This window comes from Citrobacter sp. BDA59-3 (assembly GCF_015167655.1).
GTDB lineage: Bacteria > Pseudomonadota > Gammaproteobacteria > Enterobacterales > Enterobacteriaceae > Phytobacter > Phytobacter diazotrophicus.
Window position 1 is genome coordinate 2,817,570 of record NZ_CP063427.1, and the last position, 17,811, is coordinate 2,835,380.

Below are 17,811 nucleotides of genomic sequence, written 5' to 3' on the forward strand. Positions count from 1 at the left end.
CACAAAATGTTGTAAATGCGACACAGCCGGGCCTGAAACCAGGAGCGTGTGATGACCTTTAATATGATGCTGGAGACCAGCGCACCGCAGCACATTGCGGGCAACCTCTCACTTCAACATCCCGGACTGTTTTCCACGATGGTTGAACAGGCTCCGATCGCGATTTCGCTGACCGACCCGGACGCGAGGATTCTGTACGCTAATCCGGCCTTTTGTCGCCAGACCGGTTATAGCCTGGAAGCGTTGCTCAACCAGAACCATCGCATACTGGCAAGCCAACAGACGCCGCGCAGCATTTATCAGGAACTGTGGCAAACGCTGCTGCAACAGATGCCCTGGCGCGGTCAGCTCATCAATCGCCGTCGGGATGGCAGCCTTTATCTGGCTGAGGTCGATATCACCCCGGTCGTCAACAAACAGGGCGAACTGGAACACTACCTGGCCATGCAACGTGATATCAGCGCCAGCTATGCGCTCGAACAGCGATTGCGCAATCACACCACCATGAGCGAGGCGGTGCTGAACAACATTCCTGCCGCCGTGGTGGTGGTCAACGAGCAGGACCAGGTGGTCATGGACAACCTCGCCTACAAAACCTTCTGTGCCGACTGCGGTGGCAAGGAGCTGCTCACCGAACTGGATTTCTCCCGGCGCAAAAGCGATCTCTATGCCGGGCAAATACTGCCTGTGGTGCTGCGCGGCGCCGTGCGCTGGCTCTCTGTCACCTGCTGGACCTTGCCGGGGGTGAGCGAAGAAGCCAGCCGCTACTTTATTGATACCGCGCTGCCCCGCACCCTGGTGGTGATCACCGACTGCACCCAGCAACAGCAACAGGCCGAACAGGGCCGTCTCGATCGTCTCAAACAGGAGATGACCACCGGGAAGCTGCTGGCCGCGATCCGTGAATCGCTGGATGCCGCGCTGGTTCAGCTAAACTGCCCCATCAATATGCTGGCGGCGGCGCGACGTCTCAACGGTGAAGATAACCATAACGTGGCGCTGGATGCCGCGTGGCGCGAGGGGGAAGAGGCGCTGGCCCGCCTGCAACGCTGCCGCCCTTCTCTCGATCTGGAAGAGAGCGCGCTGTGGCCTCTGCAACCGCTGTTTGACGACCTGCGCGCCCTTTACCATACCCGCTATAACAATGGCGAAAATCTGCACGTTGAAATGGCCTCTCCGAATCTGGCGGGATTTGGTCAGCGCACGCAGATCCTTGCCTGTCTCAGTTTGTGGCTGGACCGTACGCTGGCCCTCGCCGCCGCGCTACCGGACAGAACGCTGCATACCCAGCTTTACGCCCGTGAAGAGGATGGCTGGCTGTCCATTTGGCTGACAGATAATGTGCCGCTCATCCATGTGCGATACGCCCACTCCCCCGATGCTCTGAACGCCCCCGGCAAAGGCATGGAGCTGCGGTTGATTCAAACCCTGGTTGCCCATCATCGAGGCGCAATAGAACTGACTACCCGTCCTGAAGGCGGTACCTGCCTGACCCTGCGATTCCCGTTATTTCATTCACTGACCGGAGGCCCACGATGACCCAGCGACCCGAGTCGGGCACCACCGTCTGGCGTTTTGATCTCTCACAGCAATTTACCGCCATGCAACGCATCAGCGTGGTGTTGAGTCGCGCAACCGAGATAAGCCAGACGCTGCAGGAGGTGCTGTGTGTTCTGCATAATGACGCATTTATGCAACACGGCATGCTGTGTCTGTATGACAACCAGCAGGAAATTCTGAGTATTGAAGCCTTGCAGGAGGCAGACCAACATCTGATCCCCGGCAGCTCGCAAATTCGCTATCGCCCTGGCGAAGGGCTGGTAGGAGCTGTGCTATCCCAGGGGCAATCTCTTGTGCTGCCGCGTGTCGCCGACGATCAACGCTTTCTCGACAGGCTTGGCATCTATGATTACAACCTGCCGTTTATCGCCGTCCCCTTAATGGGACCGGGCGCTCAGACGATTGGCGTGCTGGCCGCGCAGCCGATGGCGCGTCTGGAGGAGCGGCTTCCTTCCTGTACGCGCTTTCTGGAAACCGTCGCCAATCTGGTCGCACAGACAGTCCGGCTGATGACCCCGCCTGCCGCCCCCACACCGCGCGCCGCGATTGCCCAGACCGAACGCCAGCGCAACTGTGGCACTCCTCGTCCCTTCGGCTTTGAGAATATGGTGGGCAAAAGCCCGGCCATGCAGCAGACAATGGACATTATCCGCCAGGTTTCGCGCTGGGATACCACGGTACTGGTGCGCGGCGAAAGTGGCACCGGTAAAGAACTTATCGCCAATGCTATTCATCACAACTCCCCTCGCGCCGCCGCGCCCTTTGTGAAATTTAACTGCGCGGCGCTACCGGATACGCTACTGGAGAGCGAATTGTTCGGCCATGAAAAAGGGGCGTTCACCGGCGCGGTTCGCCAGCGTAAAGGACGTTTTGAACTGGCCGATGGCGGCACACTGTTTCTTGATGAAATTGGCGAAAGCAGCGCCTCGTTCCAGGCCAAACTGCTGCGTATTTTGCAGGAGGGTGAAATGGAGCGCGTTGGCGGCGACGAAACCCTGCGCGTCAATGTGCGTATCATCGCCGCCACCAACCGGAATCTGGAAGAAGAGGTGCGGATGGGCAATTTCCGCGAGGATCTCTATTATCGCCTCAACGTAATGCCCATCTCCCTGCCCCCGCTGCGTGAACGTCAGGAGGACATTGCCGAGCTGGCGCACTTTCTGGTGCGCAAAATCGCCCATAACCAGGGGCGTACGCTGCGCATCAGTGATGGCGCCATCCGTCTGCTGATGGGCTACAACTGGCCCGGTAACGTGCGTGAGCTGGAAAATTGCCTGGAACGTTCGGCAGTGATGTCAGAAAACGGCCTGATCGACCGCGATGTGGTGCTCTTTAACCACCGTGAGAACACGCCAAAACTCGCTATCGCCGCCGCGCCAAAAGAGGATAGCTGGCTTGATCAAACGCTGGATGAACGTCAACGGCTGATTGCCGCGCTGGAAAAAGCCGGGTGGGTGCAGGCCAAAGCGGCGCGTCTGCTGGGTATGACGCCCCGTCAGGTCGCCTATCGGATACAAATTATGGATATCAGCATGCCCAGGATGTGACGGCTCACTTTGTGACATTCAGCACATTGTCAGCCAAACGCCACATTTACGACAAACAACGACGAACAGCGTTTTTATAACGTCATATTTTTCAATTAATTACATTTTATGTGGGCGGTACGGGTTTTGCAGCAGGAAGACATGACTACGCAAATTAAGGAGCGATCATGACTTCCTGCTCTTCCGCTACTGGCATGGGTTGCCAGGCGCCTGGTGAACCCTTAACTGATTTTATCGCCAACAAAGTGGCATCACACCCCTGCTACTCCCGTAGCGGTCACCACCGTTTCGCCCGCATGCACCTGCCGGTCGCCCCTGCCTGCAATTTGCAGTGTAACTACTGCAACCGAAAATTCGATTGCAGTAATGAATCCCGCCCCGGCGTCTCCTCGTCGTTGCTGACCCCCGAACAGGCAGTGGCGAAAGTACGCCAGGTCGCGACGGCAATTCCTCAACTGTCGGTGGTGGGGATCGCCGGTCCCGGTGACCCGCTGGCGAACATTGGTCGCTCCTTCAAAACACTGGAACTGATCCGCGAGCATCTACCGGATTTGAAGCTGTGTCTGTCGACGAACGGCCTGATGCTACCCGATGCCGTTGACCGGTTGCTGGAGGTCGGCGTTGACCACGTCACCGTAACTATTAACACCCTCGATCCCGATATCGCCGCGCAAATCTATGCCTGGCTGTGGCTGGACGGTGAGCGCTACAGCGGTCGCGAAGCCGGAAAGATCCTCGTGGCCCGCCAGCTTGAAGGGGTGCGCAGACTGACGGAAAAAGGTGTGCTCGTGAAGATCAACTCGGTGCTGATACCCGGTATCAACGATCATTCTCTGGTGGATGTCAGCCGGACATTGCAGCAATACGGCGCCTTTATTCATAACATTATGCCGCTGATTGCCCGACCAGAGCATGGCACCGTTTTTGGCCTCAACGGTCAACCTGAGCCGGATGCGGCGATGCTTGCCGCCACTCGTGAGCAGTGTGGCGAGGTGATTCCGCAAATGACCCACTGCCAGCAGTGCCGTGCGGATGCGATAGGTATGCTGGGCGAAGATCGCAGCCAGCAATTTCTGTTTACCCCGACAGAAACGGCGCCTCAACCCTGGCTGCCGACATTACAAAAACGCGCCAGGCTACACGCCAGTATCGCCACGCAGGGCGAGTCAGACGAAGCGGATGCCTGCCTGGTCGCGGTCGCCTCCACGCGGGGAGACGTGATTGACTGTCATTTTGGTCATGCGGATCGTTTTCGTATCTACAGTCTTTCCGCTGCGGGCGTTGTTCTGGTGAATGAGCGTTTTACCCCCAAATACTGCCAGGGAAGCGACGAATGTGAACCCCAGGACAGTGAAGCACGTATGGCGGCGATCATGGCGCTGCTGGCGGATGTAAAAGCCGTTTTTTGCTCACGTATTGGCTACGGTCCCTGGCAGCAACTGGAGGCACAGGGTATTGAGCCTTGCGTTGATGACGCGTGGCAACCGGTCCTTCCGACGCTTGCGCGCTGGTGGGAAAAAGCGCGTCAAGAGTGGCAACAAGCCGATTGTCACAAGGGGGTGGCATGACCCCCATCGCGCGGCACTACTGGCTTGATCGCCTGGTAAAGCTCTATGCGCAGGGTGAAGGTTGTTACCCTTTGCAGATGGGGCTTTCCGACAACCACTGGCTGGCGCTCAACGCGCACAATACCGCGCCGTCGGATGTGGTTTTGCGGCGTACGTTGATGTCGGAGCTTATCGCCAGCCGTACAGAGGAACGAACGCAACTGGCCGACTGGCTGGCATGCCATATGTTGCCGGGAGCAGAGCCGATGCATCAGATCATTGCCAGTGTGTCGCTGGCATTCAACCATCTGTGGCAGGATCTCGGGCTGAGTTCGCGTGCGGAATTGCGCGAACTGATGAGCGACTGCTTTCCGCAACTGGTGGAGATGAACAGCGAAAATATGCGCTGGAAGAAGTTCTTCTATCGTCAGCGCTGTTTACAGACAGAAGGAGAGCTCATTTGTCGGTCGCCCAGTTGCGACGCCTGTTGCGAACGGCAGCTCTGTTTCGATGCGTATTAACCCTTCTGGCCCTGCCCCCATGCAGGGCCTCAATTCTTTACCTTTCACAAATTGTTAAATCACGTACTTATGCCTATATTTTTAATAATCATAAGGGAGTTTTTGCTAAGCAAGCGTGTTCATTTACCTGCGGCGTTAATGTACCTTGTATTATCGAGAATGATGTGAGGCGTACGGATTTGTGAGGTAATGAATGTTTTCTTTTGTGGCCAGACAGGCAATTTTTGATAACAAATTAAACACTGTCGGTTATGAACTGCTTTTCAGGGATAGCATGGTAAATCGTTTCCCTGATGTTTCATCGGAACAGGCAACCACACAACTGATTGAAGAACAGTTTTTTGGCGCGCCAGTGGGCCGCAAAGATGAGAACAATTCCGTTTACGTTAATTTTCCGCATCAATTATTGGTGGATGGCCTCGCCGAAACCCTGCCCAAAGACCGTGTCATCATTGAGATTCTCGAAACCGCCAGCCCCGACCATCGCCTGCTGGAAACCGTAAAACGGATGCAAACCCAGGGTTTTCGTATCGCCCTGGATGATTTTTCGCTGAGTAGCGAGTGGGATGCGTTTATTCCCTATATTAATATTATTAAATTCGATATTCAGAAAAATACCCGTGAAGAAATTGCTGCTTATATAGGCAATAAGCGAGAGATGCTCCGTCATGCGGTTTTTCTTGCCGAAAAGGTGGAAAGTTATGACGAGTTTGAAGCCTATAAAAAAATGGGTTTCCATCTCTTTCAGGGCTATTTTTTCAGCAAACCCGTAGTACATAAAAGAAACAAATTGTTACACAACCGCGCATTTGCCTTAAAGCTCATGCACGAAGTAAACGTCGAATCGCCAGATTTGAATCGCATCGAAGATCTACTTAAACGCGATGTGTCGTTGTCTTTCAAAATTATGCGTTACGCACAAAATATCCTTTATAATAAAAGGGGTATTTCAGGTTTACGCAATCAATCGTTGAAAGATATTGTGCTTTATCTCGGGATTAATGAACTGCGTCGCTTTGTACTGGTCGCCTGTTTAACTTCATTCGAAACCGTTAAGACTACCGAAATCTATTATTTAAGTCTGATTCGCGCCAAATTCTGCGAACTGGCAGCGAGCCGAACCTCCTCTCACCCGTTATCCAACGAAGCCTTTATGGTTGGGCTATTTTCGTTACTGGATGTGATCCTTGAAATGCCGCTGGAAGATCTGATGGCGCAAATTGCGGTATCACAAGAGGTGATCATGGCCCTCCAGCACCAAAACGGCGTGCTTTATCAGTACGTTTGCCTTGCTATGCTCTACGAGCAACGCATGTGGGAAGAAGCCAGCGATATGGCGCAGGATATAGGGCTACCAGAAGCAGCAGTGACCGAGATGATGAATAAAGCGACAAAATGGGCCGATGAGCTGCCGGTGAGTTTTGCAAAATAAATAACTAAAACCATTCCTTGGGTGGTTATTTTCACTGCTAAATTATTTATGGGTGAAACATTATTTCACTTTATAAATAAACATGTTGTTTTCATTTTATTTACATCCTTAACATTTATGCTGTTTCGACCAGAGTTTATTTTTTAACCGACACCTATTCGTCGCAATAAAATAAAAAATATGTGATTGAGATCAATTAAAAATAATCAATATTTTCGCGTTTATTACCGATATAGGTAATACCTTTTCATTAAAAAATGATCACTATGAAAAAATTTTCTCAGGCATCTGTATTAGCAAAATTGCTCACTGGCTTTTCCATTCTTATAGCGATGATGTTAGTACTTGGTATTGTCTCCATTTATCAGTTGCACATCAGTAAATCCCATATTGATAAATTCCGCGATAATCGCATGCCGGGCGTCCGATATACCCTGGAAATGCGTGGCGTATTATCAGAAATGCGCTTACAGCAAATTCAGTATATCGGTTCCGTCACGCCTGCCGAGCGGGAACAACATCGTGGCGAACTGCTGCAAAACCAGGCGACATTTTTAAATGCCCAGCGCCAGTTCGCAAAAATTTCCGCCGACGCACCGGAAGATACCCGCACACTGTTTAATACCGTTGTCGATAACTTCCGTAATTTCGTCGACGTTAACGCCAAAGTTATCGAGGCCGTTAGCGCAGGCAGACTTGAGGAAGCATCCAAAATCAGCGGCGCGGTGTCGTCCAAATACCGTACCCAGTTGATGAAAGACCTTGCTACCCTGGTGGACAAAGAAGTGGCCAGCGGTGAAGAAGCGGGGGCTATTGCGCAGTCCGGCTACGACAAAGCCCTCTACACTTTCTGTGGGTTGTTGCTACTGGCACTGATTGCCACCGGGTTCATCGCCCTGGTTATCTCCCGTAGCCTCTCTCGCCAGTTAGGCGGCGAGCCTGCTTACGCCGTGGAGATCATGAATGAAATTGCCTCGGGTAATCTGAAAGCCGACGTCAAACTGAAAGATAACGACACCCAGAGTCTGCTGGCAACCATCAAGTTTATGAATAGCAAGCTGGCCGATATTATCGACGGCATCATCCATGGTAGCGAAGCTATCTCCCTTGCCGCCAGTGAAATATCTCAGGGTAACAGCGACCTGTCTCAACGTACTGAGGAACAGGCCGCCTCACTGGTGCAGACTTCGTCTAATATGCAGCAGATTACGGAAAACGTAAAAAGCAACGCCGACAACGCCCGCCGGGCCAGCGAGCTGGCGCGCGAAACGTCACAGACCGCCGTAAAAGGCGGAAAAGAAGTGGACGATATGCTCAAGCGGATGCATGAAATTTCCGACAGCTCGCAGAAAATCGTCGATATCATTTCTGTGATTGAAGGAATTGCTTTCCAGACCAACATCCTGGCGCTCAACGCCGCCGTCGAAGCCGCCCGCGCCGGTGAACAGGGTAAAGGTTTTGCCGTGGTCGCCGGTGAAGTGCGTACTCTGGCGCAAAAAAGTGCCAACGCCGCGAAAGAAATTAAGCAACTTATCGAAGGGACCGTCCATAAAATTACCGACGGCTCTCGTTATGCAGACACCGCCAGCCGGGCGATGGAGCAGATCGTCACCTCTGTGAATAAAGTGACCGATATTGTCGCGGAGATTTCCGCTGCCTCGACCGAGCAGCATCAGGGGATTCGTGAAATCAGCGTCGCCATCGACCAGATGGATCAGGTTACCCAGCAGAACGCCACGCTGGTGGAACAGGCCGCTGTCGCTGCCCACTCCATGTCTGAGCAAAGCGAACAACTGCGTAACTCCGTGCGTTTCTTCCAGTTAAAAATGCAAGACTCACGCTAAGAAAACGTGACGCCGGGAAACCGGCGTCTCTCTATCACCGTCACCCTTCTTCATTCCTTCGCAACTCTCTTCTGACATCCCTGATACTACAACCCAGAAAAACCCTTAGCATCATCCTGGAATACGGCTGGAATTTAGGTTTAGTGCAAAGACCTGGTTACCATGCACACAACATCTTTAAAACGTTTCCAGATTTGAAAATCTACTGACAGGCGTTGCCGAAGGATCGGAATCAAACATCAGGGAGGATAATGATGGCAATAGGATATTTTTTAGTCAGAGGCGACAAAACCACCTGTGGCGGCGTCATTATTGAGGGGGCAGATGATCATACCATCATGGGAATACCGCAGGCACGAGAGTTCGATAGCGTAACCTGCGGCAGATATTCTGGCGTTTATAAAATAATAGGGGGTGTTCCCCAGACATTTCTTCACAACAAAATGATGGCAGGGACGCTGCACAGCATGAGTAGCTGCCCGTGCCGTTCTCGATTTATCGCATCTCAGCTCAACGATACATATGAAACAGGCGGAGGTGGGCGAGAGCCAACACAGCACGCGCAATCTGCCCATAAGCCAAATTTGACCACACCTGCTCCTGAACAGGAAAAACAGGAAGAAAAGCGCGAAGTGACGCTAACGATTGGCATTTTCTTTGATGGTACAGGCAATAACGCCGTCAATGCCGCAAACATGATGAAAGCATGTACGGCAGAACACTTCCACATGTCAGGCAGGGAAGCCGAAACGCTTCTGGGTAAATGTGCACGAGATAAATTCGGTGTTTCAGGTATCGGCGCAACCAGTTATTTGGGGTATTACACCAACGTGCATTGGTTAGCAACGTTGTATAAACAACGTTTCTCACCAGACAGTACTGAGATTCAGCATCCCATTTATATTGAGGGTATCGGAACTGAATCAGGTAAACCCGACAGTACTATCGGACAGGGATTGGGGATATCCGACACGGGTGTTATTGCCAAGACAGACAGAGCCGTAGCTGTTATTGGTGAGCATATTCAGACAGTCCTGGCTGAATTGAATAATAATATTCCAGATACTCAGCTCATCATCCAGTCCCTCCAGTTCGATATCTTTGGTTTTAGCCGTGGCGCGGCAGCAGCCAGACATTTTGCCAACCGGGTATATGCGCGAGACCCGGCCATCATCAGCGCTATCCAGGATGGCATGCAAGGTATGTCCTTTACGGGGCTGCCCGCCGGAAAGACCCGTTTTATTGGCATTTTTGACACTGTGGCTGCAATTGGCACTCCGACGAATGGGTTCAATCCACATAACGCCGACACAGGAGCAGTAAATATTGCGCTTCGTCCCGGCGTGGCAGAAAAAGTCTTTCACATCACGGCGGCACATGAATGCCGGTTCAATTTCGCGCTAAATAGCGTAAAACCCGCATGGCCGGAGCTGGCATTGCCAGGCGTACACTCGGACATTGGCGGAGGGTACCTGCCATTACTGGAGGAAAATCTTTTTTTGACGCGCCCGCAAACGGATACCGTGCCGCTCCGTCAACCCGAAGAAGAGACCAGAGGTTACTATCAAACCCTAAAACAAATGGCAATCCTCGATAATTACCCCTGCATTGCCCCGATCATGCGTACCAGTGAAATTTCTGCAGAGACCTGGTTTGATGACCGTATGCCGTCTGATCGCTATGGCGAACCACAAAAACGCAGCTATGCGGCATTAACGTTGCGACACCGAAATGTCAAAAACGACTGGTCGAAAGTAGTGCTACGAGTGATGCTCGATGCAGCGCAGGATGCGGGGGTGTTATTTGAGGATATTCAAGAAAACGATAATTTGAATCTTCCTCCTGAGCTGATTCCGCTTTGTAAAAAAGCGGTTTCAATGGGAAAAGCCGTGCGCTCCGGCCATCAGCCGGAAAAATTTAGCGAGACAGAATTGAATATAATCGCCACGAACTATATTCACTGCTCGGCGCACTGGAATGCCATTATCACTTATTCGAGCGGCGTTATTCGTGGTGGCGCTTCCCCTGCCGAGCTGATTGGTTTTGTTAACCGGCCAGATGAAAATTGGATTCGAACGGTTTATAACATGGATGGGAAAAACGCATGATGTCAAAAATCCCCGCAGCCCTGATTTTGCTAATGGCTTTAAACGGCTGCCAGGCACGTGCACCGCAGACGCCGGAAGAAACCGGCGAAATGCCTTACGGCAAATGGCAGTTCGCCTTTTTTACCCCTGAAGCCTTACCCGCTTTTGTCTCACGTGCGTTGATTATCGACAGTGAAGATGTCGTTTATAACTTCGGCACGCTTGATAGAGTACCCGGCTATCCCGGGACCATAGGAAGCTGGAATAACCGGGTCCGGATGCATGCACATTTCAACAAAGCGCGTCATCCACCGGCCATGATGTTGTTCTGTTGGGACTCGGTGATCGACAAAAAAACGTACGAGACACGGATTGTGTTTCACCGCTCCATCCATGACACCATGATGACGCCAACCGGGAAAGATCGATTAGGCAACACGGCCTGGTACAAGACTCTGCTGATTGGTCTGGCACCGGAAGGGAAAGTCCGGATATGGCTGCAGAACAGCGCAGCGGGCGATAACCTTCCCGTTGAGCCACGAAGACTCACTACCCTGTCCGGGGAAGGTCTTGATGCCTGTAAACAGGTGCCGACACTAATTGATTTTAATTACAGTATTCCTGATGGATATGACCAGTACGTAAAGGATTTCATCAAGGATAAAACCTACCCCTACGGTCACTGGTGATCCTGGCTGAAATAACGGACTATTCCATGGACGGAGAAATCTATGACACGCAAAACCCCCGCAGCCCTGATACTGCTGATGACTTTAAACGGCTGTCAGGCACATACGCCGCAGACCCCTGAAGACACCGGCGAAATGCCATACGGTAAGTGGCAATTCGCCTTTTTTACCCCTCACGCTTTACCCGCTGATGTCACGCGTGCGTTGATTATTGACAGCGAAGATATCGTTTATACATTTAGCATACTGGACAGCCAGCCCGGGGATCCTGACACTATAGGGACATGGAATAACCGGGTCCGGATGCGTGCACATTTCAATAAAGCGCGCCATCCGCCGGCCATGATGTTGTTCTGCTGGGACTCGGTTATCGACAAAAAAACGTACGAGACGCGGATTGTGTTTGATAAATCCATTTACGACACCATGATGACGCCAACCGGGAAAGATCGCTTAGGCAACACGGCCTGGTACAAAACCCTGTTGATTGGTCTGGCACCGGAAGGGAAAGTCCGGATATGGCTGCAGAACAGCGCAGCGGGAGATAACCTTCCCGTTGAGCCACGAAGGCTCACCACCCTGTCCGGGGATAAACTGGATGCCTGCAAAGGAATAACTAACCATTCTCAGGGTTATGGTTACACCAAAACAACCCGCGAGTTTATCAAGGATAAGACCTACCCCTACGGTCGCTGGTGATCCTGGCTGAAATAACGGACTGTTCCATGGACGGAGAAATCTATGACACGTAAAACCCCCGCAGCCCTGATACTGCTGATGACTTTAAACGGCTGTCAGGCACATGCGCCGCAGACCCCGGAAGATACCGGCGAAATGCCTTATGGCAAATGGCAGTTCGACTTTTTTACTCCCTACGCCTTACCCGCAGATGTCACACGTGCGTTGATTATCGACAGTGAAGATGTCGTTTATACATTCAGTACACTCGATTATACCGAGTCCGATCCTGCTGTTGTCGGGACCTGGAATAACCGAACGGGCAGCAGGAGCATTCGCTTCAACAAAGCGCGCCATCCACCGGCCATGATGTTGTTCTGCTGGGACTCGGTTATCGACAAAAAAACGTACGAGACGCGGATTGTGTTTGATAAATCCATTTACGACACCATGATGACGCCAACCGGGAAAGATCGTCTAGGCAACACGGCCTGGTACAAGACCCTGCTGATTGGTCTGGCACCGGAAGGGAAAGTCCGGATATGGCTGCGAAGTAGTGCAGCGGGCGATAACCTTCCCGTTGAGCCACGAAGGCTCACCACCCTGTCCGGGGATAAACTGGATGCCTGCAAAGGAATAACTAACCATTCTCAGGGTTATGGTTACACCAAAACAACCCGCGAGTTTATCAAGGATAAAACCTACCCCTACGGTCGCTGGTGATCCTGGCTGAAATAAAGGACTGTTCCATGGACGGAGAAATCTATGACACGCAAAACCCCCGCAGCCCTGATACTGCTGATGACTTTAAACGGCTGTCAGGCACATTCGCCGCAGACCCCGGAAGACACCGGCGAAATGCCTTACGGCAAATGGCAGTTCGACTTTTTTACCCCCCATGCCCTACCCGCTTTTGCCACACGTGCGTTAATTATTGACAGCGAAGATGTCGTTTACACGTTCAGTACACTCGACTACACCGAGTCCGATCCTGCTGTTGTCGGTACCTGGAATAACCGAACGGGCAGCAGGAGTATTCGCTTCAACAAAGCGCGCCATCCACCGGCCATGATGTTGTTCTGCTGGGACTCGGTGATCGACAAAAAAACGTACGAGACGCGGATTGTGTTTCACCGCTCCATCTACGACACCATGATGACGCCAAGCGGGAAAGATCGGTTAGGCAACACGGCCTGGTACAAAACCCTGTTGATTGGTCTGGCACCGGAAGGGAAAGTCCGGATATGGCTGCGAAGTAGTGCAGCGGGCGATAACCTTCCTGTTCAGCCACGAAGACTCACCACCCTGTCCGGGGAAGGTCTTGATGCATGTAAAGAGGTGCCTACACTGATTGATTTTAATTACAGTATTCCTGATGGATATGACCAGTACGTAAAAGATTTCATCAAAGATAAAACCTACCCCTACGGTCGCTGGTGATCCTGGCAAAAAGGATCCCTGGCTGATCCTTTTTGTTTTCAGTTCATAAATCAGTCTTGCGAAAAACCATTTTTTACTGGGCTACCTGACCACCGCCTTCGGCTCCATAAACGCCGCTATCCCCCAGCGCCCCATTTCGCGGCCGATCCCTGAGTGTTTAAAACCGCCAAACGGTGCCCCGGCTTCGTGTGCCAGGGTATTGATTTGCACCCGACCGGAGATGATACGCCCGGCGATACGCTGCGCGCGCTGCACATCTGAGCCCAACACCAACGCGCTAAGGCCGTAATCTGTGTCGTTAGCGATTGCTACGGCATCGTCATCGTCGCGATAGGCAATAATCGACAATACTGGGCCAAAAATCTCTTCACGGGCGATGCGCATACTGTTGTCCACATCGGTAAAAAGTGTCGGTTTCACAAACCACCCCTTCCCGCTGTTTTCCGGACGCCCTTCTCCGCCAGTCAGCAGACGTGCGCCCTCTTGTAAGCCAAGATGTATATATCCCTGTACCCGCTGCCACTGTTTTTCGCTGACCATCGGGCCAATGTCCGTTTGCGGGTCGAGCGGGTCACCGGATTTCACCGCCGCAACCGCTTTGTGCAGCGCCTCTTCACACTCGGCTTTACGCGATTGTGGTACCAGAATTCGCGTACCGGCGATACACGCCTGACCGCTGTTCATAAAACCGGCCTGGATGGCAAGCGGTACCGCTGTCGCCAGATCGGCATCGTCCAGAATCAAGGTCGGAGATTTACCGCCAAGCTCCAGTGTCACACGTTTAAAACTTTCGGCGGCATTACGTAAAATCGCCTTACCGGTCTGCGTCGAGCCGGTAAACGAAATTTTGGCAACGTCCGGATGACGGCTTATGGCCTCACCCACCACCGCGCCAAAGCCGGTAACGATATTGCAAACACCCGGTGGTAGCGCGGCCGTATGCAGCGCTTTCATCACCACATGGGTTTGTAACCCGCTCATCTCGCTTGGTTTGATCACCGCCGTACAACCAGCCGCCAGCGCCGCGGCGAGTTTGCCGCAGATAAACCCGGCGTTGCTGTTCCAGGGTGTAATAAGCCCGGCCACCCCGAGCGGTGTCATCTTCACCAGGGCTTTGCCAACCGCAGTGGAAAATTCAAATTGCCGTAAATCATGAATGACCTGATCAATCACCGCCACCGGATAACTGGCCATCCACGCGGAACGTGACGCCGGGGCACCGTACTCCTCGATAATGGCATGCAGCAGTTCATCCTGACAGGCGGCCATGGCATCACGCATTCGCTGTAAAACTGCCAGCCGCTCTTCAACACTTGTGTGCGACCAGTGAACAAAGGCCGCTTTTGCCGCTGCAATTGCCCGCGCGGCGTCATCGGCATTTGCCATGCGTATCCGCCCTGTTACCTCGGCGGTAGAAGGGTTATATAGATCGAAATAGTCCTCGCCCTGGGACCGGGTAAATTCGCCATTGATCCAGAGATGTTCAAGCTGTTGCATAGTGTCCTCCACGGTTAATGCAGCCAGTCTGACACAGCTTTATCGCGCCGATAACCCGGGTTATCCTGCAAGGGTTGTTTCGATTATCAGGATAATCTATGCATCGTTCAGGTTTGATTGAACTGGAAGTGGTGATGGCGGTGCTGCGTCGGGGAAGCTTTCGTGCCGCAGCATAGGAGTTGGGAATGTCGGCAACGGCGGTCAGTAATGCCATCGCCGGGCTGGAAACGCGTCTTGACGCCAGACTTTTTAACCGCACGACTCGCAGTGTCGCGCTCACCGAAGCCGGACAGCGTTTTGTCGCCCGCATCGGTCCGGCATTGCAAGAGATCCAGCAGGCCGCGGACGAAATTCACAGCCTGCCTGATGAGCCTTCCGGTACCTTACGCATTAATGTACCGCAGGCTATCGGGCAGCTTTTTCTTGATGAACTGGTGATTGCTTTTCTGGCGCGCTATCCGCAAATGCGCATGGAAACTGCCAGTGATGCCCGCATGATCGATATTGTCGCCGAGGGGTACGACGCCGGGGTTCGTCTGGCGGAAGCGGTTCCACAGGATATGATTGCCGTGCCGCTGACGCCGGATATTCACATGCGGGTGGTCGCCACGCCGCAGTGGTTTGCTGAACACGGCACGCCGCTCACCCCGGAAGCCCTCAGCCGGCAGCAAGGTATCTGCATGCGAATGTCGCACGGGGGTATTTATCGCTGGGAGTTTGCTCGTCACGGCGAACAATTTGCCATTGCCGTGCCGCCGAGACTTGCCACCACCGACCTGTTTACATCCATTGCCGCGGTACGCGCCGGGCTCGGCATCGGTTTTTTACCGGAATTGTATATTGCAGATGATTTACGTTCAGGCCGGCTGGTCAGTGTGCTCAATGAGTGGACACAGCCCTTTAAAGGGCTGTGTTTGTATTACCCCGGTCATCGTCATATCCCTGCCGGTTTGCAGGCGTTTATCGCCTTTATCCGCGAGTACAGGCAGCACTCACTGTAACCCGGCGCGATCCAGACCATAGGCCGCATCCTGCGAGCCGGGTGCTATTTGCGCGAGAATCTGCAGGCGGTTCCAGGCGTTGATGGTGGCAATGGCAAACGCCAGTTCGGAAATTTCTACCTCGCTAAAATGATCCCGCACGTGGCGATAAACCTCATCCGTCACCCCTTCCGGACCGAGATGTGTTAAGGCTTCGGTTAACGCCAGCGCCGCTTTTTCTTTGGCGCTAAACAAGGGTGATTCCCGCCAGATAGCCACATGGTAAAGACGCAGTTCGCGTTCGCCGCGCAGTTTGCCCTGCTTCACATGCATATCCAGACAAAACGCGCAGCCGTTAAGTTGAGAAGCGCGAATATCCACCAGGTTTTTGATGGCTCCATCCAGTGAACTTTTATGTGATGCCATGCTGGCTTCAACCAGCGTATTGATAAGTACAGGTACGGTCTGGAAGTGGTTAGCGCGAGTGGTCATTGTCATTTTCCTCATGAATTGATTTGACAGCCGCTATATTAGAGATTTATGACGTACTAAAAAGATACAAAAACAGACAAATGAGGTAGGACATGAGGTTAGGCTATCGTGATATTTACGAACGCTATCGGCACAACATTCTCAGCGGGTTGTTAAGACCCGGAGACAAAGTCCCTTCGGTGCGCGTGCTGGCTGACGAACTTGAGGTGGCGCGAAAAACCGTGGAAACGGCGTATGCCATTCTGGTAGGCGAAGGCTATCTGGTCAGCCAGGGTGCGAAAGGCACGCGGGTAAACCCGGATCTGCTGGTCCCCAAAAAGGAAGAATGCCCCGTTCAGGCCTGGACCGCTGACACACAGCTCAGATCAATGGTAGATGTTCGCGACAGGGAGGGCTATTTCCGTCTGGGCATTCCCGCACTGGATGCCTTTCCTTACAAGAAATGGCTGCTTCTGTCCGGCAAAGCCGTGCGCGCTATGTCACCCAAAGAGATGACCAATCCCCCACTGATGGGCTATCCGCCGCTACGTGAGGCCATTGCCCGTTATCTGAGTGTTTCTCGTGGGCTGACCTGCACGGCGGAGCAGATTTATATCACTGGAGGTTATCGTAACAATCTTACGCTCATCCTCGATGCGCTGGCGGCGCGCGGCGATAAAGTCGTCATTGAAAATCCGGGCTATCTCTTTGGCCAGCAATTACTGAGAAAGAAGGTCGAAAACCTTCATTACGCACCAGTCGACAAGCAGGGGCTTAACGTTGATTACTTGCTGAAATACCATTCGGATGCCCGCTTTGTCTGCATCACTCCCTCACACCATAGCCCGCTGGCGGTTACCCTTTCCCTGCCGCGTAAACGCCAGTTACTGGAGTGGGCCAATGCTAACAACGCGTGGATCATCGAAGATGATTATGATGGCGAATTCCATTACACCCGCAAGGTACTGCCTGCCCTCAAGAGTATTGATAATGGGGATCGGGTCATTTATATGGGCACATTCAGTAAAACGGTGATGCCTGCCCTGCGTATCAGCTATCTGGTCATGCCGCGCACCACCCTTAACGCCTTCCATGAGGCTGGTGAAATCACTGAAAGCGCACAACCGGTGCTGACACAAAAAATCGTTGCGAACTTCCTTGCAGAAGGACATTTCTTTCGCCATTTAAAGAAGATGCGCACGCTTTATCAGCAACGTCGCCAGATGGCACTCGATGCGCTAAGCCTGGTTTTTCCGGATCTGTTTGATATTGAGGTTAACGATGGCGGCATGCACATTATCGCTTTTTTACGCCATGGCAAAGAAGATGTGCATCTGGCAAAAATCTGGCAAAACGCGCAGCTAAAGGTCAGTCCACTTTCAGAGTGGTATAACAGCCCTGAAAAACGCCACGGTTTAATCATGGGTTACACCAATGTTCATAGCAGCGAAGAGGCGGTGGCGTTATTACAACGAGTAGCGAAAGAAACACGGGAATGGTTTAAGGCCTGAAAGGGGA

15 protein-coding genes are annotated in these 17,811 nt (G+C 52.6%); 13 read left to right on the forward strand and 2 right to left on the reverse strand.

The genetic code is table 11. The annotated features are described in order from the left end of the window. The first annotated feature begins 51 nt into the window (after positions 1-51). From nifL to IP582_RS13205, 11 genes are all read left to right on the forward strand, one after another. A complete protein-coding gene (gene nifL, locus IP582_RS13155; RefSeq protein ID WP_193793430.1) occupies positions 52-1,539 on the forward strand; it encodes a nitrogen fixation negative regulator NifL in 1,488 nt (495 codons plus the stop codon). After that, positions 1,536-3,107, forward strand: a complete 1,572-nt coding sequence (nifA, locus tag IP582_RS13160) for a nif-specific transcriptional activator NifA (RefSeq protein WP_039078955.1) — start codon at positions 1,536-1,538, stop codon at positions 3,105-3,107. The genes nifL and nifA overlap by 4 nt, the downstream gene beginning before the upstream one ends. A gap of 167 nt (positions 3,108-3,274) precedes the next feature. Next, positions 3,275-4,675: a nitrogenase cofactor biosynthesis protein NifB gene (nifB, locus tag IP582_RS13165; protein ID WP_193793432.1), complete on the forward strand. Its 1,401-nt coding sequence runs from the start codon at positions 3,275-3,277 to the stop codon at positions 4,673-4,675. Next, entirely contained in the window at positions 4,672-5,175 is a 504-nt protein-coding gene (locus IP582_RS13170; protein ID WP_193793433.1) for a nitrogen fixation protein NifQ, read from the forward strand. The genes nifB and IP582_RS13170 overlap by 4 nt, the downstream gene beginning before the upstream one ends. Before the next feature lie 193 nt (positions 5,176-5,368). Further along, a complete protein-coding gene (locus IP582_RS13175; RefSeq protein ID WP_193793435.1) occupies positions 5,369-6,607 on the forward strand; it encodes an EAL and HDOD domain-containing protein in 1,239 nt (412 codons plus the stop codon). Between the two features lie 266 nt (positions 6,608-6,873). Then, a complete protein-coding gene (locus IP582_RS13180; protein WP_193793437.1) occupies positions 6,874-8,451 on the forward strand; it encodes a methyl-accepting chemotaxis protein in 1,578 nt (525 codons plus the stop codon). Positions 8,452-8,705: 254 nt separating this feature from the next. After that, positions 8,706-10,559 (forward strand): phospholipase effector Tle1 domain-containing protein, encoded by a 1,854-nt coding sequence (locus tag IP582_RS13185; protein WP_193796269.1) that lies wholly within the window; start codon positions 8,706-8,708, stop codon positions 10,557-10,559. Further along, entirely contained in the window at positions 10,556-11,227 is a 672-nt protein-coding gene (locus tag IP582_RS13190) for a DUF2931 family protein (RefSeq protein ID WP_228007889.1), read from the forward strand. Before IP582_RS13185 ends, IP582_RS13190 begins: the two co-directional genes overlap by 4 nt. A gap of 42 nt (positions 11,228-11,269) precedes the next feature. Beyond that, a complete protein-coding gene (locus IP582_RS13195; protein ID WP_193793439.1) occupies positions 11,270-11,926 on the forward strand; it encodes a DUF2931 family protein in 657 nt (218 codons plus the stop codon). A gap of 42 nt (positions 11,927-11,968) precedes the next feature. Beyond that, positions 11,969-12,628 carry a DUF2931 family protein gene (locus tag IP582_RS13200; protein ID WP_193793441.1) on the forward strand — a complete coding sequence of 220 codons (660 nt, stop codon included), beginning with the start codon at positions 11,969-11,971 and terminating at the stop codon, positions 12,626-12,628. 42 nt (positions 12,629-12,670) lie between these two features. Continuing rightward, positions 12,671-13,345 (forward strand): DUF2931 family protein, encoded by a 675-nt coding sequence (locus tag IP582_RS13205; RefSeq protein WP_110295275.1) that lies wholly within the window; start codon positions 12,671-12,673, stop codon positions 13,343-13,345. 81 nt (positions 13,346-13,426) lie between these two features. Here IP582_RS13205 and IP582_RS13210 read toward each other — a convergent pair whose 3' ends face one another. Further along, positions 13,427-14,842: an aldehyde dehydrogenase family protein gene (locus tag IP582_RS13210; protein WP_193793443.1), complete on the reverse strand. Its 1,416-nt coding sequence runs from the start codon at positions 14,840-14,842 to the stop codon at positions 13,427-13,429. Positions 14,843-15,027: 185 nt separating this feature from the next. Here IP582_RS13210 and IP582_RS13215 point away from each other — a divergent pair, with 185 nt between their 5' ends. After that, a complete protein-coding gene (locus tag IP582_RS13215) occupies positions 15,028-15,843 on the forward strand; it encodes a LysR family transcriptional regulator (RefSeq protein WP_228007890.1) in 816 nt (271 codons plus the stop codon). Here the strand turns inward: IP582_RS13215 and IP582_RS13220 are convergent. Then, positions 15,835-16,314, reverse strand: a complete 480-nt coding sequence (locus IP582_RS13220; protein ID WP_193793444.1) for a carboxymuconolactone decarboxylase family protein — start codon at positions 16,312-16,314, stop codon at positions 15,835-15,837. The genes IP582_RS13215 and IP582_RS13220 overlap by 9 nt on opposite strands. Before the next feature lie 92 nt (positions 16,315-16,406). Here IP582_RS13220 and IP582_RS13225 point away from each other — a divergent pair, with 92 nt between their 5' ends. Next, positions 16,407-17,804 (forward strand): PLP-dependent aminotransferase family protein, encoded by a 1,398-nt coding sequence (locus IP582_RS13225; protein WP_193793445.1) that lies wholly within the window; start codon positions 16,407-16,409, stop codon positions 17,802-17,804. The last annotated feature ends 7 nt before the right edge of the window (positions 17,805-17,811 follow it).

Bases quoted from the DNA above. Each gene is read 5' to 3' on its own strand.
- nifL (WP_193793430.1), top strand. From the start codon at position 52: ATGACCTTTAATATGATGCTGGAGACCAGCGCACCGCAGCACATTGCG.
- nifA (WP_039078955.1), top strand. From the start codon at position 1,536: ATGACCCAGCGACCCGAGTCGGGCACCACCGTCTGGCGTTTTGATCTC.
- nifB (WP_193793432.1), top strand. From the start codon at position 3,275: ATGACTTCCTGCTCTTCCGCTACTGGCATGGGTTGCCAGGCGCCTGGT.
- IP582_RS13170 (WP_193793433.1), top strand. From the start codon at position 4,672: ATGACCCCCATCGCGCGGCACTACTGGCTTGATCGCCTGGTAAAGCTC.
- IP582_RS13175 (WP_193793435.1), top strand. From the start codon at position 5,369: ATGTTTTCTTTTGTGGCCAGACAGGCAATTTTTGATAACAAATTAAAC.
- IP582_RS13180 (WP_193793437.1), top strand. From the start codon at position 6,874: ATGAAAAAATTTTCTCAGGCATCTGTATTAGCAAAATTGCTCACTGGC.
- IP582_RS13185 (WP_193796269.1), top strand. From the start codon at position 8,706: ATGGCAATAGGATATTTTTTAGTCAGAGGCGACAAAACCACCTGTGGC.
- IP582_RS13190 (WP_228007889.1), top strand. From the start codon at position 10,556: ATGATGTCAAAAATCCCCGCAGCCCTGATTTTGCTAATGGCTTTAAAC.
- IP582_RS13195 (WP_193793439.1), top strand. From the start codon at position 11,270: ATGACACGCAAAACCCCCGCAGCCCTGATACTGCTGATGACTTTAAAC.
- IP582_RS13200 (WP_193793441.1), top strand. From the start codon at position 11,969: ATGACACGTAAAACCCCCGCAGCCCTGATACTGCTGATGACTTTAAAC.
- IP582_RS13205 (WP_110295275.1), top strand. From the start codon at position 12,671: ATGACACGCAAAACCCCCGCAGCCCTGATACTGCTGATGACTTTAAAC.
- IP582_RS13210 (WP_193793443.1), bottom strand. From the start codon at position 14,842: ATGCAACAGCTTGAACATCTCTGGATCAATGGCGAATTTACCCGGTCC.
- IP582_RS13215 (WP_228007890.1), top strand. From the start codon at position 15,028: ATGTCGGCAACGGCGGTCAGTAATGCCATCGCCGGGCTGGAAACGCGT.
- IP582_RS13220 (WP_193793444.1), bottom strand. From the start codon at position 16,314: ATGACCACTCGCGCTAACCACTTCCAGACCGTACCTGTACTTATCAAT.
- IP582_RS13225 (WP_193793445.1), top strand. From the start codon at position 16,407: ATGAGGTTAGGCTATCGTGATATTTACGAACGCTATCGGCACAACATT.